Here is an 18,973-nt window from a genome sequence, read left to right as displayed (position 1 = left end):
CTAAAGTGAACGAATGGCAGATCTGAACTACAACCACCTGCGGTATTTCTGGGCCGTGGCCCATGACGGGAACCTCACGCGCACGGCCGCGCGGCTGAACCTGTCGCAATCGGCGCTGTCGGTGCAGATCCGCAAGCTGGAAGATCGGCTGGGCTTTGCCCTGTTCGAGCGGCGGGGCCGCGCGCTGCTGCTGACGGAGGCGGGGCAGATCGCGCTGGATCACGCGGACACCATCTTCGCGGCGGGCGACGACCTGGTGGCGACCCTGCGGGAGACCGGCGCGCGGCGGCAGGTGCTGCGCGTGGGGGCGCAATCGACCCTGTCGCGGAACTTCCAGATCGCGTTTCTACGCCCCCTCTTGGGGCGCGAGGATGTGGAGGTGGTGCTGCGGTCCGGCACGGTGGAGGAGCTGCTGCGCGGGCTCGATGCGCTGAACCACGACGTTCTGCTGACCAACCAGCCGCCGTTGCAGGATGCGGGCACGCCCTACCGCGCGCAGGAGCTGGGCGCGCAGCAGGTCAGCCTGATCGGCACTCCGGCCCGGGCGCAGGCGGGGGAAGCCTCGGTCGAGGCGCATCTGCGGGCCCATCCGGTGATCCTGCCCCTGCAGTCGAGCCTGATCCGGGCGGGGTTCGACGCGCTGACCGCGGGCTATGACTTCCCGATCCGCATCGCGGCGGAGGTGGACGACATGGCGCTCCTGCGCCTGCTCGCGCGGGAGGATCTGGGCCTTGCGGTGCTGCCGCCGATCGTGGTGCGCGACGAGTTGCAGAGCGGCGAGCTGGTGGAGCTGGCCCCCCTGCCCGCCCTGCGCGAGACGTTTTTCGCGGTCACGCGGCCCCGGCGCTTTCCGAACCCTCTGCTCGCCGATCTGCTGGCCGCGCGGCCCCTGCCCGAGGCGGACCCGGCGCTGCGCTAGGCGGCCGCGCGGCGCGGCGCCTCCGGCAGCCGGAAGCCGAGGATCAACAGGCCCAGCGCGGCCAGCGAGGGCAGCCAGCCATGGAGCAGGGCGAGCCCCGCCACCGCGATCCAGAAGAGCGGCGAGACCAGTGCGAGGCGCGACACCGGTTGCGCGGCAAAGAGCGCTGCCACCGCCATCACGAAGACCGTGCCCGAGACGATGGCCAGCGCGATCTCGGCCGGGCCACCCGCCAGCAGCAGCCCGGGATAGGCGATGAACAACATCGGCAGGGCATAGGCCGTCCCGCCCAGTCGCAGGGTGTCGCGGGCCACCGCAAGCCACGGGGCTTGCGCGATGGTACTGGCCACGAAGACCGCCACGCAGACCGGGGGCGTGATGACGCTGAGCGCGGCATAGTAGAGCACGAAGAGATGCACCATGACCGGGTCGAGCCCCTGCTGGATCAGCACCGGCGCGAAGACCGCCGCCACCAGCACGTAGGCCGCCGAGGTCGGCAGGCCCATCCCCGCGATCAGGCACACACCCGCCATGATCACCGCGATCAGCCAGATGCTGTCCCCGGCGAAGGCGAGGATCTGGGACGTGATGGCGACACCGACGCCGGTGAGGTTGACCATGGCCACGAAGACCTGTGCCGCCACCAGCAGGATGCCGACGATCACCACGCCCTTGCCGCCATCGCGGAAGGCGCGGATCAGGGTGGCGATGACCTCGGCCCAAGTGCCGCCGCCGGTCAGGGTGGCCACGGTGTAGGCGACCATGATCCCGATCATGCCGTAGCACGCGGTCAGCTGGATCGAATTGCCGTTCCAGATGCCCCAGGCCAGCCCGGCAATCCCGGCGAGGATGGGCGCCAGACGCCGCCAGTCCAGCGCCGCGCGCCAGTCCGGCAGGTCGGCGGCATCCACCTGCCCCAGCCCGGTACGCTTGGCCACCAGGTGCACGGTGGTGAAGACGCCGATATAGAACAGCAGCGCCGGCAGGAAGGCGACGGCCACGATGGTCCAGTAGTTCACGCCGACAAGCTCGGCCATCACGAAGGCGGCGGTGCCCATGATCGGCGGGGCCAGCTGCCCGCCAGTGGAGGCCACGGCCTCCACCCCGCCGGCAAAGGGCGCGGGGTAGCGCAGGCGCTTCATCAGCGGGATGGTGAAGTTGCCGGTGGTGGCGATATTGGCCACCGACGAGCCGGAGATCGACCCGAAAAGCCCGCTGGCGATGGTGGCGATCTTGGCCGCCCCGCCGGGGCTCGCCCCGCCTGCGCGGGCCGAGAGGTCGAAGAAGGTCTGCCCGGCCCCGGTGTGCAGCAAGAGCGCGCCGAACAGGATAAAGGCCGCGAGCGTCGTCGAGGCGATGGAGACCAGCATCCCCCACAGGCCCCGGTCGGACAGGAACATCACCTCGGTGATATAGTAGATGCCGAAGCCGCGATGCCCGAAGGAGCCGGGGATCGCATCGCCGAAAAACGCATAGGCCACCATGCCGCCCACGATGATCGGAAACACCACGCTCGCGGTGCGGCGGGCAAGCTCCAGGATCACCAGCAGGGTGCCGAAGCCGAGCCAGGCATCGATCGGCTCGGCGAAGGGCAGCTCGACCATGATCCGCTCGAAATTCGCGATCACATAGACCGCGGAGACCGCGACCCAGCCCACCATCGCCAGATCGAGCACGATGCCTAGGGGCCGCAGCCGCGTCTTGCCCGCGGTGGGATAGAGCAGCACCGCCATGGTGACGATCATCGCCACGAAGCCCGCGCGCTGGATCAGTGTCTCGAACGCGCCGAAAAAGGAGGTGTAGAAGACGAAAATCCCGATGAGCAGGGACAGACCCGCGGCGGCGCGTTCCCTCAGGGTGGTGGGCACGCCCTCGGCACTGCCCACTTGTGCGGGGTCGATATCCTGGCTGGTCATGACGCTCCTCCCAAAGCGGTCGCGGCGGGCCGGTCAGCCCGCCGCGGTTTTCTGATGGTCCGCAGATCAGCTGCCGGGGCGCAGGCGGTCGGGCACCTCGTAGCCGGCTTCTTCGAAGTACCGGATGGCACCGGGGTGCAGGGGCGAGGTGGCATAAGCGAGGGTCTGCTCGGCCAGGTCGATCCCGGCGACCGGCGGGAAGGCGGTGGCCTGCTCGGTGTCGTCCTCCATCACGGCCTTGACCAGGTCATAGGCGGTCTGCTCGTCCATGTCGGGCCGGGCGGACACGCCGATCATGAAGCCCCAGGTCTGGTAGGCGCCGGTGTTTTCCATCTCGCCGCCGGGCATGTCGACGATGGACAGCTCGGGCAGTTCCTCGCGGATCATGGCGATCTTGTCCTCGGGAACCGGCAGGACCTGCACCGGGGTGAAGGTGGCGATGTCGGTGGTCAGGGCGTCGAACTTGGTGCCCACGGCGGACTTGATGAAGCCGACGGCGCGGTTGTCCTTGATCGCGGCGGCCAGCTCGCCATTGGAGCCGCGGACCCAGTCCGGCTCCACCCCGAAGAGTGCCAGCACTTCCTGCGAGGTGGCTTCGGTGGAGCTGCCACGCTGGCCGGGGCCGAAACGGACGCCCTTGAGATCCGCGATACTGTCGATGCCTGCATCGCGGCGCACGATGACGTTCTGCGGCGCGAGGCTGTAGGCCCAGAGCAGGCGCGACTCGATGGCGCCGTCGGCGAAGGTCTTGATCCCCTCATTCGCATGATAGAGCGCCGAGGTGGTGATCAGGCCGATATCGAGCTGGCCCCGGTCCATCCGCTTGAGGTTGTCGACCGTTGCTCCGGTCTCGACGACGCTGGCCTGGTACTTGTCCGGATAGGCGTTGTTCACGATCTTCGCCAGCGCCGCGAAATAGGCATAATGCGAGGATTGCGCATTGGTGGCGCCGAATGCCAGCCGCTCCTGCGCGGCGGCGGGCATGGCGAAGGCGGCGGCCGAAACGGCGCCCGCGATCCAGAACTTCATGGCATTCATCGGTGTGGTCCTCCCGTTTGAGCGCCTCTGCGGGCGCGACTGCGGCAAGATTAATGCATACGTTTGCAAGCGCAAGCACCATCGGCCTTGGAATGGACCCGCCCTGTGCGGATTTCAGGACTTGTGCACGGCCCGGCAGCGCGCGGCAAAGACAGGCACGCCGCGCCGACAGCCCCCACCCCTGCCCTTTTGGTCGTCAGGGCACCCCCAACGCCGAGCGCGAGGACCGTGGGAAAATACCTGCATTTGTGCCTTGTGCCCCCGTCGCATCCCCCGCTATACCCGTCGGCGGAGACGTGGCCGAGTGGTCGAAGGCGCTCCCCTGCTAAGGGAGTAGGCGGGAAACCGTCTCGTGGGTTCGAATCCCATCGTCTCCGCCACTTGCCCTAGCGAAACGTTTCTCCGCCGGTTGGTGCACCCGGATTTTCTTTTTGTTTTAGAGGGTTGTAGCGTTTGGGCTGAACACCGCCCTCACGCGGAAACGCCCGAAATCGTTCTCTCCGGCCCGAAATTCTCTGAACCTCACGACTGCGCCAGTTTAGTGCTGAGCTTGTAAGTGTCTGAAAATTAATCGTCTTTTCGAGCGCCCGCCTAAACACTTTGATGCCGGTGGCGAGTGGTTGATGCGACCGGAATTGAACGCAGCAACAGCGCGGAGAACACGGCACCGCTTGGAACTCCGTACTTCACGCAAACCCCCAGCCAATGCTCAGTAACTTGCCGCGGCTTGGCCTCTGAGTTGCGCATGGATCGTTTCGTAGATGCGCTGGCCAATGTCTGTGGTTGACCGTGCGGGATCGGCGGGTGGTTTGACGTTAAGAAGCTCACTGAACTGCTCGATCCAGTACGCCTCGAACATCTCGAGGTCCGCTGGGATCACCTCATCCTGCAAGACGTATGCACGGACCTCATGCTCGGTGCGCCAAGCATCTCGAACCCAGTCGTACAGCGCACTGGGTTCGCGGTCCAACGCCTTAGTGATGATGAGATCGAGGCGTTTACGGGCTGAGTACTCGGTCTGGCCGACGTAGCGAACAAGCCCTTCGCGGGTGGAGTACAACCCGTAAATCTCGCCCATCGCCGCCTCCATCCGGTCGCGCCCAACTTTTTCGCACGTGTGGGGTTAACGATAAGCATGGCCGGCGCTATTTTATAGGCATGGAGGTTAGCTCGACTTGACCACAGTCCAGCGAATTTCCGGTCACAAGACTTTGTCCATGGTTGCGCGCTACGCGCATCAAAACGGCTCGCGCATCGAAGCGGCGATGGATCGGCTAGAAGAGCGGGTCAGTGGCACCGACGAAGACAACATCCGCAGGCTTAAGCCTAATAGTTCGGCCTGATTACACACGAATTACACGTGCACTTGAGCGCACCTAACGTTTGAGTGTCTAAGTCTCTGAATTTAATGGTGCCCGGGAGCGGCATAAAATATTGTTTTTATTATAATAAGTTACGATCCGGTGGGACTTTTTCCTTTCACCATGTTTATTGGATTTTTTCGGATTTGTGTCCCACTTTTCCGAAGGGGATTGAGGCCGGAAATATCAAATCAAGCCGGCGCCGCATCGCCCCAGCACCTGGACATGCCAGCGGCGATCCTTACCAATGGTCTCAGTAGAGAAGGTCAATCTGGACGAGTGTGACTGACCCGCGCCTCACCTGCCCGATCTGCATGCACCGTAAGGCCGGATTGATCCCCGCCCCTCGGCATGTGCCGGCGTGGGATGACCTGACCGGACCGGAACAGATGGCCATGTTGACCGAGGTGGGTGCGGCACTTGGCCGAGGCACAGCCGGTTTCATCGCCTCATCCGATCACGATCATTTCCACCTGCGGGAAGCCAGTGGCGCTCGCCTGACAACCGGCGGTCGCGATCCGCTCCTGCCGTTGCTCGCCGAACGGCTGGACACGGCGCAATCAGTCGACCTTGCGATTGCTTTCGCAATGGACAGCGGCGTGGCCTTGCTTGAGCCCTGGTTCCGGGAGCTGCTAGCGCGTGGTGGACGGCTCAGAATCGTGGTGGGCGACTATCTCGACACGACCGACCCGACGGCGTTGGCGCGCCTGCTGGACCTGGAAGGCGCCGAGCTCTTCGTGTTCGAAACGGGAGGCCTCAGCTTTCACCCGAAGGCCTGGCTGTTCCGTGCCGCCGATGCGCGCGGGGCGGCGATTGTCGGCAGCTCGAACCTGTCTCAATCGGCGCTGACCGATGGCGTGGAATGGAACCTGCATTCCGAGGATGCAGCAGACAGCGTCGGAGCGGCCTTCAAGGACCTGCTGGCGCGACCTGAGGTTAAACCTTTGACGGCCGCATGGGTCGATGCCTACGCGAAACGCCGCAGGGCGCGGCCGATGCCCGAGTTCACCGCCCGCGTCGTCGCCGAAGAAGGCCCGCCGCCAGAGCCGCACACGATCCAGCAGGAGGCGCTGGCGGCGCTTGCACAAAGCCGATCAAAGGGCCACCGCGCCGGGCTTGTCGTGCTGGCCACCGGGCTGGGCAAGACCTGGCTGGCCGCCTTTGACACGATCCGTGCGATGGCGGGCCGCATCCTTTTCGTCGCCCATCGCGACGAAATTCTGACCCAAGCGATGGCGGCCTTTCGCAAGGTCCGCCCAGACGCCAAGCTCGGCCGCTACACGGGTGCCGAGAAAGAAGCGGACGCGGAAATCCTCTTCGCCTCGGTCCAGACGCTGGGCCGGATCGGTCACCTGCGCCAATTCGACCGGGATCATTTCGACTACATCGTGGTCGATGAATTCCACCATGCCGCCGCCCGCACCTATCAGAAGCTGATCGAGCATTTCACGCCCGGCTTCCTGTTGGGCCTCACCGCAACGCCAGACCGGACGGATGGCGCCGACTTGCTTGGCCTTTGCAGCGAAAACCTCGTCTACGAATGCGACCTGTTTCGCGGGATCGACGCTGGGCACCTGTCGCCCTTCCACTACTTCGGTGTGCCGGATGACGTGGATTACGCACAGATCCCCTGGCGCTCCGGCCAGTTCGATCCGACCGCACTAGACGCAGCTCTAGCCACCGAGGCGCGAGCGCTTAACGCGCTGGACCAATACCGCAAACGTGCAAGCGGCCCCGCGATCGGCTTTTGCTGTTCCGTGCGCCACGCCGACTACATGGCCGAGTACTTTCGCACCGCCGGGTTGAACGCAATCGCGGTCCATTCGGGCCAAAGCTCCGCGCCGCGGGCAAGTTCCCTGGCAGCGCTCGGTCGCGGCGAGATCGACATCCTCTTCGCGGTCGACATGTTCAACGAAGGCGTGGACGTGCCCGAGATCGGCACCGTCCTGATGCTACGCCCGACCGAAAGCGCGATTATCTGGCTGCAGCAACTCGGCCGCGGCCTGCGCCGCGTCGAAGGCAAGGTGCTGCAGGTGATCGACTATATCGGCAACCACCGCAGCTTCCTGACTAAAGTCGCGACCCTTCTGCGGGCCGGCGCAGGGGATCGCTCGATCTCGACCAAACTGGACGCGCTCCAGGCCGGTGAATTCCAGATGCCCAAGGGCTGCGAGATCACCTATGAGCTGCAGGTCATCGACATCTTGCGCAATCTCCTCCGCCCGAAGGAAGGCGCGGCGGAGCTCGAAGCCTTCTTTGTCGACTTCCGGGACCGGACCGGCATCCGCCCCACGGCTGTCGAAGTCTTCCGCAACGGCTTCGATCCCCGCACATCGGGCCATGGCGGCTGGTTCGACTTCGTCCGGGACATGGGCGACGCCTTGCCCGAACGTCCTTTCGCAACTCACGGTCGTCTCTTGGGTGAATTGGAACGGCCCAGGGGTTTGTCCCGATCCGCCTTGACCGGCTTGCGCGACGTTGTAGCCGGGCGGCAACCGAGCGATGGCGCGTCAGAGCTGGCCTTCAACCCGCACCTGGCCCAAAGCAGCGACGGCTTTCGGCTGGCGCGACCTGACGCTTCCGGAGAGCTGGAACCGCTTGTGCGCGAGTTGGTCGAATGGCGCTTGGCGGAAACGCCAATCGTCCGCGAGGCCGCCGAGGCGTCCGCGACCTTTGTCGGCAAGCCACAGGCTCTGGAGCTTTGGCAGCGCTACTACGTGCCGGACATCGCCGAGTTCTTTGGCGAAGAGTACAAGCAAAACGTCTGGCGCACCGGTATGAAGGCGCTGCCCGACCGGAAGATAATGATCCTTCTGGCAAATGTGTCGACCCAGGACCTGACCTACGAGAACGCGTTTCTCAGCCCGTCACGGCTGAAATGGTTCAGCCAGAACCAGACGCGCCAGGACAGCAAGCATGGCCGGGTCATCAGCGGTGAGGAAGGCCACGAGGTCCACATGTTCATCCGCCGCGGGAACAAGGTGAACGGCAAGGTCAACCCATTCATCTACTGCGGGCAACCCAGGTTCGCCGGATGGCAGGGTGAGAAGCCAATTGAAGTACAATGGGAATTGGCTTCACCAGCACCGCGCGAGCTTTGGGCGGAGCTCGGAATTCCAAATCAAGACTGATAGCTTAAAAGAATTCAGTTTGACGTTGCCCCTGGGGGCATAGGAAGACAACAGCACATGGGAACCAGGGAGCGGCAAGGACTGATTTCACGCTTTTTCTCGCGGGCCAGCGAGACTGACCGTGACGTGCGCACGAAGGAGGGACCTCCTCAATCTCGCCACGAGGCCTGGGGCGATAACGCAACGCGTTCGGTCAGCGGCTTGGTCAAGTCCGTTCTACAGCAACCAAGTTGTTTGATTGTGACAGGTTATCAGGACTTCCTGTCGTCACTCACCATTTTGCTCGAAACAATTGAAAACCTTGGCGAACGCCCAGAAGGCAGCATCCGCATCGTCTTTGGCTCCAACTCCGAAACACGACAGGTATTGGGTGGCAGCGGCCGGTCAGTAGCCGAAGAAGCGCGCCAACACTTCCTTGGTGCAAGGGGCTTTTCGGTTGTTGATTTGGCCGATCTGCGGGCAGTTCTTGCAATGGATGCAATCGAGCGCGGAATCATCAAGTTCCGCATTTTCGATCCCGATCTGGCAGAAGAAAAACTAGGGCGCCGTCCACCAATGCTTCACGCGAAGCTTTTTGTAGGTGGGGACAAGGCACTTTCGGGAAGTGCCAATTTCTCGATCAACGGTTTGCGCCGCAATCTGGAATTCATGGACGACGCCGATGCCTGGCCCGAACTTGCGACTGCGCGTTGCGCGGCCGCTGAGCAGTATTGGGACATGGGGCGCGATTGGACTGAGACAGCGCTGGAAATCCTGCGAGCGCTCATCCGCATAGTTTCACCCGAAGAAGCAGTGGCCAGAACGGTTCACGAAGCCGCGACCTTCACCCCCTGGCGTGTCGCGGGCGAAACCAGCACCGGACGTCCGCCTCAACCCTTCCAGGCGGATCTTATCTATGAGGCTGCAGGGACGGTCTATGAACACGGCTTTGCCTTTGTCGAAGCGCCAACTGGTGCCGGGAAAACCGACATTGGGAAACACCTGGCAACAGTTCTACCGGTCAGCCATGGGCAGACGGTCTTTTCCTGGGGAGAGCGCGCCGATCAACAACGGCTTGGCTCGCTCGCTCTGATACCTGCCAGCGTTCTGAAGAACTGGACAACGAACGCGCCTGCGAACTTCAAACCGATCAAGCACAGTCACCTGTCGCGGCGAGGTAAGGAGGAGACTGCGGAATTGGACGAGATCAACCGGGCGGTCCGTTCGTCTGCATCAATGATCGTCGATGAAAGCCACCGACTGAGCTCGCGATACCTTGCACCTTCTGCACGTTCGCTTGTCTTCGAGCGCAGTCCGGCGATCTGGACCGCCTGTTTGTCGGCCACGCTAATGGGAAACCAAGGCCTGGACGGCTTGCTTGCATTCCATGAGAAGCGCGCCTCGATCTATGTGCCTCCGCCCATCACGGAGCAGATCAACCAACACATGGCCAAGGTTCGAAAGCGGGTAGAGCTCGTGCGACACTTCGACCAGATGAACCGCCGGATCGAAGATCAAAGCGTGCAGGACGACCTGTTCGACAGCGCGAAAGCACTACAGGTCGAAGTCAACAAAGTCGAACGCCAGCTAGAGACCGGCGGGCTGCAAATCAGTGCGCTTCAGGAAGGATTGGCCGACGCCCTGGCGCCATACGTCGTGCGGCGCCAACGGGATTGCATTGGGGAGAGTGCGGATCGAAAGTCCGGCGCTTTCGTTTACCCAACGATCCGAAGCCACCGAGAGGATACGGCGCTGAGTGATCAGCAGCGCCAAATCATTGAGCGGATCAAGGCATTGGCGGAGTGCATTACGACTGGGGTCACCCTTGTGTCTGCTGATCCCCAACGCGCTGCCCACACAGAAATCAAACTTCACGACAAATCGCGTATTCACATCCGGAACTTCCTCGCTTTGCTGCGCGCGTCGATAACCTTTGCACGCGAAGAATGGGCCCGCGAGCGCGACAGTGAAGCCGATCAGCGCGGGCGAGCATCAATTGGAGAAAACCTAAGACGCGCCGAGAAACAGAATGCCCGCGGGATTGCCGTTCCGGATGGAGCGCTGCCCGAGGAAGTCGATGCCGAAACTGAGGACAGCGAAACTCCGATTTGCGACCGGATCAGTAGGCTTCTGAATCATCCCAACCTCGACAGCATTGATGAATCCCGGGCCGGCGTCATGCGAGACATCCTTCGAAAGCATGGCCATGCCATCTTTCTTGCTGAGCGGGTCGGCGTGCTCGAGGTCTATGCCAGGCTTCTTGCTGGGCATCGCGGAAGAGGACCCGAAGTCTTCGTGGTCGCACCTGGTGCACGGATCAAGACCGGTAAGAAGCTGCATCACATCCGATCGGGAGCAGATGCGCAGGAGTATTTCGGCATCGATGGGAAACATGTCGACCCGCTAAAGCCACGGGCCATGTTCCTCACATTCCAGATGGCGGAAGGGATCAACCTCCAAATCGCCTCTGCACTTGGGATCATTGGCGTCACGTCCGACGTCAAGAGCCTCATTCAGGGGTTGGGCCGGATCGACCGGATCGACAGTCCCAATTCCCGCATCCACTACTACACCTTCGACCTGCCCGGGCTGGTTCTGTCATCGGATCACAAGGCGCGCGCTCGTGTCGCCAGCATCGCTCTCCTGTCAGGTGTTGGCGCCGCAGACGTACCATCAGAGCTGGTTGAGTTTTCTGCCGGTGATCTGACCGATCTTGTTCTCGAACAGGTCAAGAAACCGCGCATCCTCCGTTCCAACAACTACTTCGACCAGTTGGAAGCTCTTCGGCGTGTATTGCCAGCTGACGTTCTGGGCCGGGTCTGGAACGCAAAACCTCGCGGTCTCTGGGGAGCCGAACTCTGCCTTCTGTCCTCAGTTGAACCAAACACCGTCCTCCTCTTGGGCGGTCGCACAGGCAGCCCCCAAGATCCTACTGTCCTACCGCCTCGCTTGATTGCCGTTCGAGATGTCGATGGGCGCGCAGAGATCATTGGCGACCAGGTTGAAGCGGCTAGGCTCCTATCCGCCGCCTATGCCGAAACGCGCCGCCGAGGCATGCAAAGCCACCGCCCAGAACTGAACGCGATATCCGCTACGTTCAGCCGTCTCGGCAGCACCCTTGCGCATCTGACCCACTGGGATGTTCGGCCAGCTCGAACGGTTTCACTTCTTTCCTCTCTCGCTAATTTTCTGTCAGGCCACGACACAGGTGATGCTGGTCAAGGGCTCTTCGGTTCCTTAACTCTGCCGACGCTGGAAAAGCTGGCAGAAGCCTGGGCACACGAACTCGATGTTTTCTGGATCGAGGCGAAGGAGACGGTTAGCCAAAGGAGTGCGTCTGGCGGCGAAATACCCGACTACCTCGGGATCGACGCGATCTGCCGAGCTTTCCAAGAACAGCCAGACGATGTCCGCTCGGCTGTAAGTGAAAGGATGAAGGAGCTCTTGGCTCGGTGCACGGCATTGTCAGAGGGGCAATCGATCGATGTACTGAGCCGGGTTGCCGTCATTTTTGAAGTCGAGCCTGACCGCAGACTAGGCCGTTGACTACCGAGGAACGATGCATGTCGTTGACCAAGCATGCGACGAACAGCGAAGGAACTGAAATCGCGGGCCTGAGATTTGGTCTTTAATGGGATAGCAGCTTGCTCTGCCATTGCGGTGTCTTGTGTCTCACATTTCTGCAAGTCACTGGGTTGACAGATATTGCGCCCTCGTAGCCTATTGAATTATATGAAAAACTTGGCGGAGAAGGTGATTTGTCAGATCCAGCGATTTCGAAAGTGCTCGAAGCGGCTCGCCGCAAGCTGCTGGACACCGGGACTCGTAACCGCCTCGTCCATGTAAACCGGGCAAACACACGCGCAAATTGCCTCAACATCATCAATGAACGCGCCGACGACGTCTTTGCCATTCTTCGCAGCCAATCGCGCAAGATGCGCTTCAAGGCCATGGGAAAGGATAAGTCCAGCGAAGGGCAGGACATGCTTCTGGCCCTGCCAGAGCCCGAGATCCCCGAGGGTGCGGACCGCTTAACGGATCTCTTCCTAGAGACTCCACTTGGCCCGGAGGCACAGGCACGCAGACTACTTCGGCTGGCAACGAACGCCAAGACAGCAGAGGAGGAGCAGGGCCTCAACATCCTCTACCTCGCCATGGGCTTCCTGCAATGGCGCGAAAGCCCCTCCTCCGAGACGCTGCGTGAAGCTCCTCTGATCTTGCTGCCTGTGCAACTGATCCGCAACGAGCGGACGTCGACCTACGATATTCTGTGCCGCGACGACGACATCGCCACTAACTTGCCACTGCAACAACGCCTCAGGACCGACTTCGGCATTTCACTGCCGGAGATCGAGGAGGGCGAAGACTGGAAACCCTCTGACTATTTTGCCCAGGTTCGAGACGCGATCTCCGGCCAGCCGGGATGGGCGCTGGACGCGGACGGAATGCAGCTCGGCTTCTTCTCCTTCGCCAAGCTTCTGATGCATCGCGATCTCGATACCGCGACCTGGCCCGAGGGAGCTTTTGCCGAAAACGATTTGTTGCGTGGGCTGTTGACCGAAGGGTTCGAAGCGCCGACGCCCATTTTCGGGCCGGACGATCGATTGGACGATATCCTGGACCCTGCGGAAATTGTGCAGGTCATCGACGCTGATGCCTCACAAACCAAGGTGATCGAGGAGGTAAGGAGGGGTGCAAGCCTTGTGGTACAGGGACCGCCTGGAACCGGAAAATCCCAGACGATTACTAACCTGATCGCGGCAGCTGCTCATGACGGAAAGACCGTGCTCTTCGTCGCTGAGAAGATGGCTGCTTTGTCGGTTGTACACGATCGCCTTGTGCGGGCAGGGTTACGCGACATTTGCCTCGAACTGCACTCGCGTACAGCCAACAAGAAGGCGCTTGCGCAGGAGTTGGGACGGACTTTGATGGCGAGCGCCCAGGCATTGCCTGGCACGCCTGACCCCGCGCGACTGCGCAGCACACGGGACAATTTGAACCGGATCACTTCGTTGCTCCATGATCCTCTGCCATCCTCCGGCGATACACCGTTCCGCGCAATTGCCGAGATCTGTGGGTTCATTGGAAATGGCGCACCGCCACCTTGCATCCCGCTTGAGGGCCTTGACGAGCTTGACCAATGCAAGCGCGACGCCGCCTGCGCTGCCCTGTCCAAATATGCCGAGGCACTGGAACGCGCGGGCCCGCCTGAACAGCACCCCTTTCGAGGCACCGGTGCGCTTGACTTACAGCCGACGGACCTAGCGCGCCTTGAAGACGAACTCACCGGCGCTGCTTCTGAAATCGAAATACTCCTGAGCGAAGGCCAACGCCTCGCTGACGCTACTGGTTTGGCAGCGCCCAATTCATTGGGCGAGGTTGACGCTCTTGGCGCTGCGCTGAGTGCGCTTGCCGGTATTCCGCAGGGCGCCAAGGACTGGATTGCTCCGCTCTTCGAGCACGTTAGTTCCTCCCGCCTCGATGAAGCGCTTGCAGTGGGTGCATCTTGGGCCGACGCGAAGCAGTCTGCAGAAACACGTTTCGTCGAGGCTGCATGGTCTGCCCAAGTCACAAGCATTCGAACGGCATTGGCCAAGGGGCAAGCCTCGTTCTTCTCTCGTCTCTTCGGAGGATATCGACGGGCATCGGCGGAACTTGCTGGTCTGCTTTCGGGACCTTTGCCGAAGTCGCCATCAGAGCGACTGGCACTCGTCGATGAGATCATGAAGGTTCAATCGCTGCGCCACTCGCTGGCAGATGAGGAAGCCTGGCTCCAGGCGATGCTCGGTCCAACATGGCGTGGTGAGCGGACCCCTTTTTCCGTCGCCGCCTCCGCTTCGAAATGGTTGGCCGGGCTACGGGCAACCGGCAACATTGGTTCTTCGGACCAACTTGTTTCTTCCCTGGATGCAGTGCCCGACCCAGAAGCTGCGGCCAAAGAGATCAAAACAAAATCCATCGCTTGCCGCCAGAGAATCGATGCTCCGATCACGCGGCTACAATTGGATGTGGTCCGTGCCGACTTGGGCACCGACTTGGAAAATGCATCGTTGTCGGAAATGCGTGAAGCATTCTTGCAGATGGCGAGCGATACAGCCTGCTACGGAGATTGGGTTGGGCTTGCCCGCGCCATTGCATCCGCGATCGACGCCGGAGCTGAAGGGGTTGTAGACGCCGTTGCAGACGAACGCGTTCCGCCGCAGCGCGCAGCGCAGGAATTTGCCTATGCGTGTGCAGAGGCCCGCTGGAACGCCGCAAGGGGCGCCCGGCCTGAGCTCAACGACTTACCGCAGCTTGATCGCCATGATCTCGTAGCCCTGTTCTCCGACCTCGAGAAGGAGCGCATCGACACAGCACGCAACCTGATCCTCTCGCGGCACTTCGAACAGATGCCTCGTGGCACAATGGGCGAGATGGGCATCATCCGTGGAGAAATCGCCCGCAAGCGCGGCCACAAACCAATCCGCTGGGTGATGCGGAATGCCGGCCCGATGGTTCAACGCATCAAGCCGGTCATGCTGATGAGTCCGATTTCAGTAGCGCAGTTCTTGCCTCCGGGCAGCGCAGAGTTCGATATTCTGGTGATCGATGAAGCCTCGCAGATCAAACCCGAAGATGCGTTGGGAGTCATTGCCCGGGCACGCCAGATTGTAGTGGTAGGAGACCAGAAACAGCTTCCGCCCACGTCGTTCTTCGACCGCTTGGTCGACGATGTCGAGGAAAATGACGACGAAGAAGAAGCCGTCGTCGGCGCCACAGCGGCCGATATGGAAAGCATCCTTTCGCTTTGCGAAGCCCGTGGACTGCGGCAACGCATGCTCGAATGGCACTACAGATCACGCGATCCGTCTTTGATTCAGATTTCGAATGCGGAGTTTTATGAAGACCGGCTGGTTCTTCCCCCCTCTCCGCTGCAGCTTGACCCCGACTACGGCCTGAAATTTCGGCGCGTCCCTGGCATTTATGCGCGCGGCGGTAGCGGCTTGGGCCGACAAGGAACCAACCGGATCGAGGCCGAGGCCGTCGTTGCCGCTATGGCCGATCACGCCCGCAATTGGCCTGAGCTCTCTCTTGGTGTCGTCGCCTTTTCCAAGGCCCAGTCCAATATGTTGACAGAAGTGCTCGAACTCGCCCGCCGCCGTGATCCGGTGCTGGATGCGTTCCTGCGTGAGGGCAAGTCTGAGGACGTCTTCGTCAAAAATATCGAGAACGTTCAGGGCGACGAACGCGATGTGATCCTGATCTCGGTTGGATACGGCCCTCAGGAGCCGAACGGGCGCTTACCTTCAATGAGCTTCGGTCCGGTCAACGGTGAAGGCGGAGAACGACGACTGAACGTGCTTTTCTCTCGCTCGCGGGTGCGCTGCGAGGTCTTTGCGTCATTCGATCCCGGCGATATCGACCCGTCACGCAGCAGCCGTGAAGGGCCGCGTTTGCTCAAACGGTTCCTTGATTTTGCCAAGACGGGACAGATCGAAACCCACACCGTCACCGGCCTCGAGGCCGACAGTCCGTTCGAAGAAGATGTCGCACGGGTGATCCGATCAGAGGGTTTCTTGGCGGACGCGCAGGTTGGAAGTGCGGGCTTTCGCATCGACATCGGCGTACGACATCCCGACCAGCCCGGTCAGTATCTTCTGGCCGTGGAATGTGACGGCGCTGCCTATCATGCAGCGCTCTGGGCGCGCGAACGCGATCGGCTGAGACAGGGCATACTTGAAAACCTCGGCTGGCGGTTCCATCGCATTTGGAGCACCGACTGGTTCCACCATCGCTCACGAGAAGTCGAAAAACTAAGGGCTGCTATTGTTGAAGCACGCGAAGCTCTCAATGACGGTGTCCAAGTGCGCGGAGCCAATCAAGGAGCCACAAACATACCGGCTTCGGAGGAGGTTTCAGAGCATCAGCCGGAGACTATCGATATCGGGCATCTCGCTTTGACTGCGCCGCCCTATGTACGGGCGGAGCTCTCGGTCCGCTCGTCGGTCGAACCGCACGAGGCACCGGTACAGCAGCTTTCGGAGCTTGTTTCGCGCATCGTAGCGATTGAGGGACCGATACACGCCGACGAGATCGCACGTCGGATCGCTGCCGCCTTCGGACGCTCACGCACCGGGAACCGTATTGCCGATGCAGCCTCCCGTGCTGTTCGATTGGCTCTGCAACGCGATACTGAGCTGCGCCGGGATGGCGCCTTTCTGATGACGTCCGCGCAAGCAGAAACACCACCCGTCCGTGATCGGAGCAGCGAAACTGGGACCGTTCTTAAGGCCGAATACCTGCCTCCGAGCGAGATCGCAGCCGCTGCAAAGCTGGTACTGAAGGAAAGCGGTGAGGTTGGGCAAGATGACCTTGTTCGGGCCGTGGCTCGCCTATTCGGGTTCCAGAGAGTCGGCACTGATCTTTCGGAAGCGATACGAAACGGCCTGCCAAAATGACTGAATGCGTCCGGTGGATTTGTGTCCGCATTCACGCCTTGGCAGCAGAGACTGCGCAGTTTGGGGGCGAAGCATTTGCGGCCATGGAACGCAGCGGTTGTGCATTCGCAGACGCGCAATAGGGTGCTCGACGTCAAGCCGAGCGAACGAAATGTCGTGGTCAAAAATATCGCGCCAGAGCATGCAATGGCGAACGATCGGCGCAATTAGGGGCGTTGGGCTATAGCGCGAAGGGAAAAGGGCAAGATAAAAGCGCCTGCCACGAGTGCCGCAAGTCACTGACGTGATTGGCGTTTTCGCGTGCATGCAAATCGGTCGCGTGCAGGTTTCCTGCAATTTTGAAGTGTTTTCAGACCACTAATATGCACAGTGTGGAAACCTGCTCTCGGCAGCTGCTCTGTAGAAGAGGCAGGAACTCCGAGCATCGGGAGGTGGCATCTCGCGCTCAACAATGGGAGCGCGAGATAAAAGAGGTGCCGCACGGACACCTCAAGTTGCTGTTGTTCGGAGAGATTATCCGCCGCAATCACAAGTCCTTTGAGGCATCACTAGTGCCAACCCACTGACCTAAATTTATTTTTCGCGCGGCACGACGCCGATCCCACGACAAAATGCGACTATGCCAGCACACCCGGTACACCGCCCTGAAAGCCGGAACCCGCCGCCCGCCTGTCATTCCCCGCTACAGGCCTACCCCGCCCGTTCTCGGCTTCGCTCCTCTCTCGCTTTCCGGCATCCTTGGGGCGTTCGAAACCCAGACCTATCGCCATGCCCAAGCGCCCCGCCATTCTACCGCCCACCCTCGCGCCCCGCGGTCTCTCGCGGACCGAGGCGGCGGCCTATATCGGGGTCTCGCCCACGCTCTTCGATCACCTGGTCCGCGACCGGCGCATGCCGCCGCCCAAGCGGATCAATGCCCGCACCGTCTGGGACCGGAAAAAACTTGACCGGGCGTTCGAGCTGATCCCTGATGGGGATCACTCCGACCACAATCCCTGGGACGACTGACGGCTGACGAAAGGCAGCGCGTGAAATGCCCACATTCAGGATGAGAGACAGCTCGGGCAGCATCCGCCTGAAGCACGTCATCGAGGACACCGACCGGCACGGGAACGTGCGCATCTACCTGCGGCGGCCCGGGCACCTGAAGGTGCGGCTGCGCAGCCAGCCGGGAACAGAAGACTTCTTGGCCGAGTATCGCGCCGCGATGATGGGGGCGACGCCGCGCGCGCCGACCGTACCGCTCGACCGGCGCGGATCGAAGGGCAGCTTCAAGTGGCTCTGCGAGCAGTACTATGTCTCGGCCGAGTACCAGCGCCTGAGCGGCCGCACCAAGTATGTCCGGCGCGGCATCCTCGACCGGATCTGCGAGAAGAGCGGATCCAAGCCCTACGCGCTGATGGAGCCCCGCCATGTCCGCCGCATGCGTGACGAAATGGCGGACCGTCCCGAGGCCGCCAACGGCTTCGTCAAGGCACTGCGGCAGGTCTATTCTTTCGCGGTCGAATACGAGCTGGCACAGCGCAACCCTGCCCGCGACGTGCCCTACCTCAAGGCCAAGGGCGACGGCTTCCACTCTTGGACGATGGAGGAGGTCCGGCAGTTCGAGGAGCATCACCCGATCGGCAGCAAGCCACGGCTGGCCCTCGCGCTCATGCTCTACACCGGGCAGCGGCGCTCGGACATCGTCCGGCTCGGGCCGCAGCACATCAAGGACGGCTGGATCACCCTGACCCAGGCCAAGAACCGTGACCGCAAGCCCGTCACCCTATCCATCCCGGTCCTGCCCGAGTTGAAGGCGGTGCTCGACGCCACGCCCACCGGCAACCTCGCCTTCCTCGTCACGGCCTTCGGCAAGCCCTTCACCTCGAACGGCTTTGGCAACTGGTTCCGCAAGCAATGCGACGAGGCCGGGTTGAAGCATTGCTCCGCCCACGGGCTGCGCAAGGCGGGCGCGGCGCTGGCGGCCGAGAACGGCGCGACCGAGCGGCAATTGATGGCGATCTTCGGCTGGACGACCATGAAGGAAGCCTCGCGCTACACCCGCGCCGCGCGCCAGAGGGTGCTGGCGGCGTCCGGGATGAAGCTGTTGTCGCGGGGTGGAGACGGGCCGGGAAGGGAGGAAGCGCGGGGTGGCGAAACGTGATACACCAAATCCCCACGCAAAGACTGAAACGACCAAGAAGAACAC

The 18,973-nt window shown here is 61.9% G+C and carries 10 protein-coding genes and 1 tRNA gene; 8 read left to right on the top strand and 3 right to left on the bottom strand.

The genetic code is table 11. The features are described from left to right. Nucleotides 1-13: 13 nt before the first annotated feature. A complete protein-coding gene (locus DSHI_RS05100) occupies nt 14-919 on the top strand; it encodes a LysR family transcriptional regulator (RefSeq protein ID WP_012177668.1) in 906 nt (301 codons plus the stop codon). Here DSHI_RS05100 and DSHI_RS05095 read toward each other — a convergent pair. Further along, on the bottom strand, nt 916-2,835 hold the full coding sequence (locus DSHI_RS05095; protein WP_012177667.1) for a TRAP transporter permease: 1,920 nt from the start codon (nt 2,833-2,835) through the stop codon (nt 916-918). The two genes, DSHI_RS05100 and DSHI_RS05095, sit on opposite strands and share 4 nt — an antisense overlap. A 66-nt stretch (nt 2,836-2,901) precedes the next feature. Further along, nucleotides 2,902-3,873 (bottom strand): TAXI family TRAP transporter solute-binding subunit, encoded by a 972-nt coding sequence (locus DSHI_RS05090; RefSeq protein WP_012177666.1) that lies wholly within the window; start codon nt 3,871-3,873, stop codon nt 2,902-2,904. A gap of 290 nt (nt 3,874-4,163) precedes the next feature. Here DSHI_RS05090 and DSHI_RS05085 point away from each other — a divergent pair. Further along, nucleotides 4,164-4,253, top strand: a tRNA-Ser gene (locus tag DSHI_RS05085). 329 nt (nt 4,254-4,582) lie between these two features. Here DSHI_RS05085 and DSHI_RS05080 read toward each other — a convergent pair. Then, complete coding sequence (locus tag DSHI_RS05080; protein ID WP_157865263.1) at nt 4,583-4,951, bottom strand: hypothetical protein; 369 nt, start codon at nt 4,949-4,951, stop codon at nt 4,583-4,585. A 97-nt stretch (nt 4,952-5,048) separates the two neighbouring features. Here DSHI_RS05080 and DSHI_RS22240 point away from each other — a divergent pair, with 97 nt between their 5' ends. From DSHI_RS22240 to DSHI_RS05055, 6 genes are all read left to right on the top strand, one after another. Beyond that, on the top strand, nt 5,049-5,216 hold the full coding sequence (locus tag DSHI_RS22240; protein ID WP_157865261.1) for a hypothetical protein: 168 nt from the start codon (nt 5,049-5,051) through the stop codon (nt 5,214-5,216). Between the two features lie 407 nt (nt 5,217-5,623). After that, a complete protein-coding gene (locus tag DSHI_RS05075) occupies nt 5,624-8,365 on the top strand; it encodes a DUF3427 domain-containing protein (protein ID WP_245533058.1) in 2,742 nt (913 codons plus the stop codon). Between the two features lie 57 nt (nt 8,366-8,422). Then, nucleotides 8,423-11,890 (top strand): phospholipase D family protein, encoded by a 3,468-nt coding sequence (locus DSHI_RS05070; protein ID WP_012177664.1) that lies wholly within the window; start codon nt 8,423-8,425, stop codon nt 11,888-11,890. A 212-nt stretch (nt 11,891-12,102) separates the two neighbouring features. After that, the gene (locus DSHI_RS05065) at nt 12,103-16,782 is read left to right on the top strand and encodes a DUF3320 domain-containing protein (protein ID WP_012177663.1); all 4,680 of its coding nucleotides are present in this window, start codon (nt 12,103-12,105) and stop codon (nt 16,780-16,782) included. Between the two features lie 768 nt (nt 16,783-17,550). Further along, complete coding sequence (locus DSHI_RS05060) at nt 17,551-17,790, top strand: helix-turn-helix transcriptional regulator (protein WP_012177662.1); 240 nt, start codon at nt 17,551-17,553, stop codon at nt 17,788-17,790. Nucleotides 17,791-17,815: 25 nt separating this feature from the next. Next, a complete protein-coding gene (locus DSHI_RS05055; protein WP_012177661.1) occupies nt 17,816-18,928 on the top strand; it encodes a tyrosine-type recombinase/integrase in 1,113 nt (370 codons plus the stop codon). Nucleotides 18,929-18,973 lie beyond the last annotated feature (45 nt).

Origin of the sequence: Dinoroseobacter shibae DFL 12 = DSM 16493 (assembly GCF_000018145.1) — a bacterium.
Lineage (GTDB): Bacteria > Pseudomonadota > Alphaproteobacteria > Rhodobacterales > Rhodobacteraceae > Dinoroseobacter > Dinoroseobacter shibae.
Note: the sequence above shows the minus strand (reverse complement) of the source record. Positions and strands in the feature narration are given on the sequence as shown.

What these genes read in the sequence shown, in the direction of transcription:
- DSHI_RS05060 (WP_012177662.1), top strand. Translation starts at nt 17,551, where the DNA reads ATGCCCAAGCGCCCCGCCATTCTACCGCCCACCCTCGCGCCCCGCGGT.
- DSHI_RS05075 (WP_245533058.1), top strand. Translation starts at nt 5,624, where the DNA reads ATGGCCATGTTGACCGAGGTGGGTGCGGCACTTGGCCGAGGCACAGCC.
- DSHI_RS05095 (WP_012177667.1), bottom strand. Translation starts at nt 2,835, where the DNA reads ATGACCAGCCAGGATATCGACCCCGCACAAGTGGGCAGTGCCGAGGGC.
- DSHI_RS05055 (WP_012177661.1), top strand. Translation starts at nt 17,816, where the DNA reads ATGCCCACATTCAGGATGAGAGACAGCTCGGGCAGCATCCGCCTGAAG.
- DSHI_RS05100 (WP_012177668.1), top strand. Translation starts at nt 14, where the DNA reads ATGGCAGATCTGAACTACAACCACCTGCGGTATTTCTGGGCCGTGGCC.
- DSHI_RS05070 (WP_012177664.1), top strand. Translation starts at nt 8,423, where the DNA reads ATGGGAACCAGGGAGCGGCAAGGACTGATTTCACGCTTTTTCTCGCGG.
- DSHI_RS05080 (WP_157865263.1), bottom strand. Translation starts at nt 4,951, where the DNA reads ATGGGCGAGATTTACGGGTTGTACTCCACCCGCGAAGGGCTTGTTCGC.
- DSHI_RS05090 (WP_012177666.1), bottom strand. Translation starts at nt 3,873, where the DNA reads ATGAATGCCATGAAGTTCTGGATCGCGGGCGCCGTTTCGGCCGCCGCC.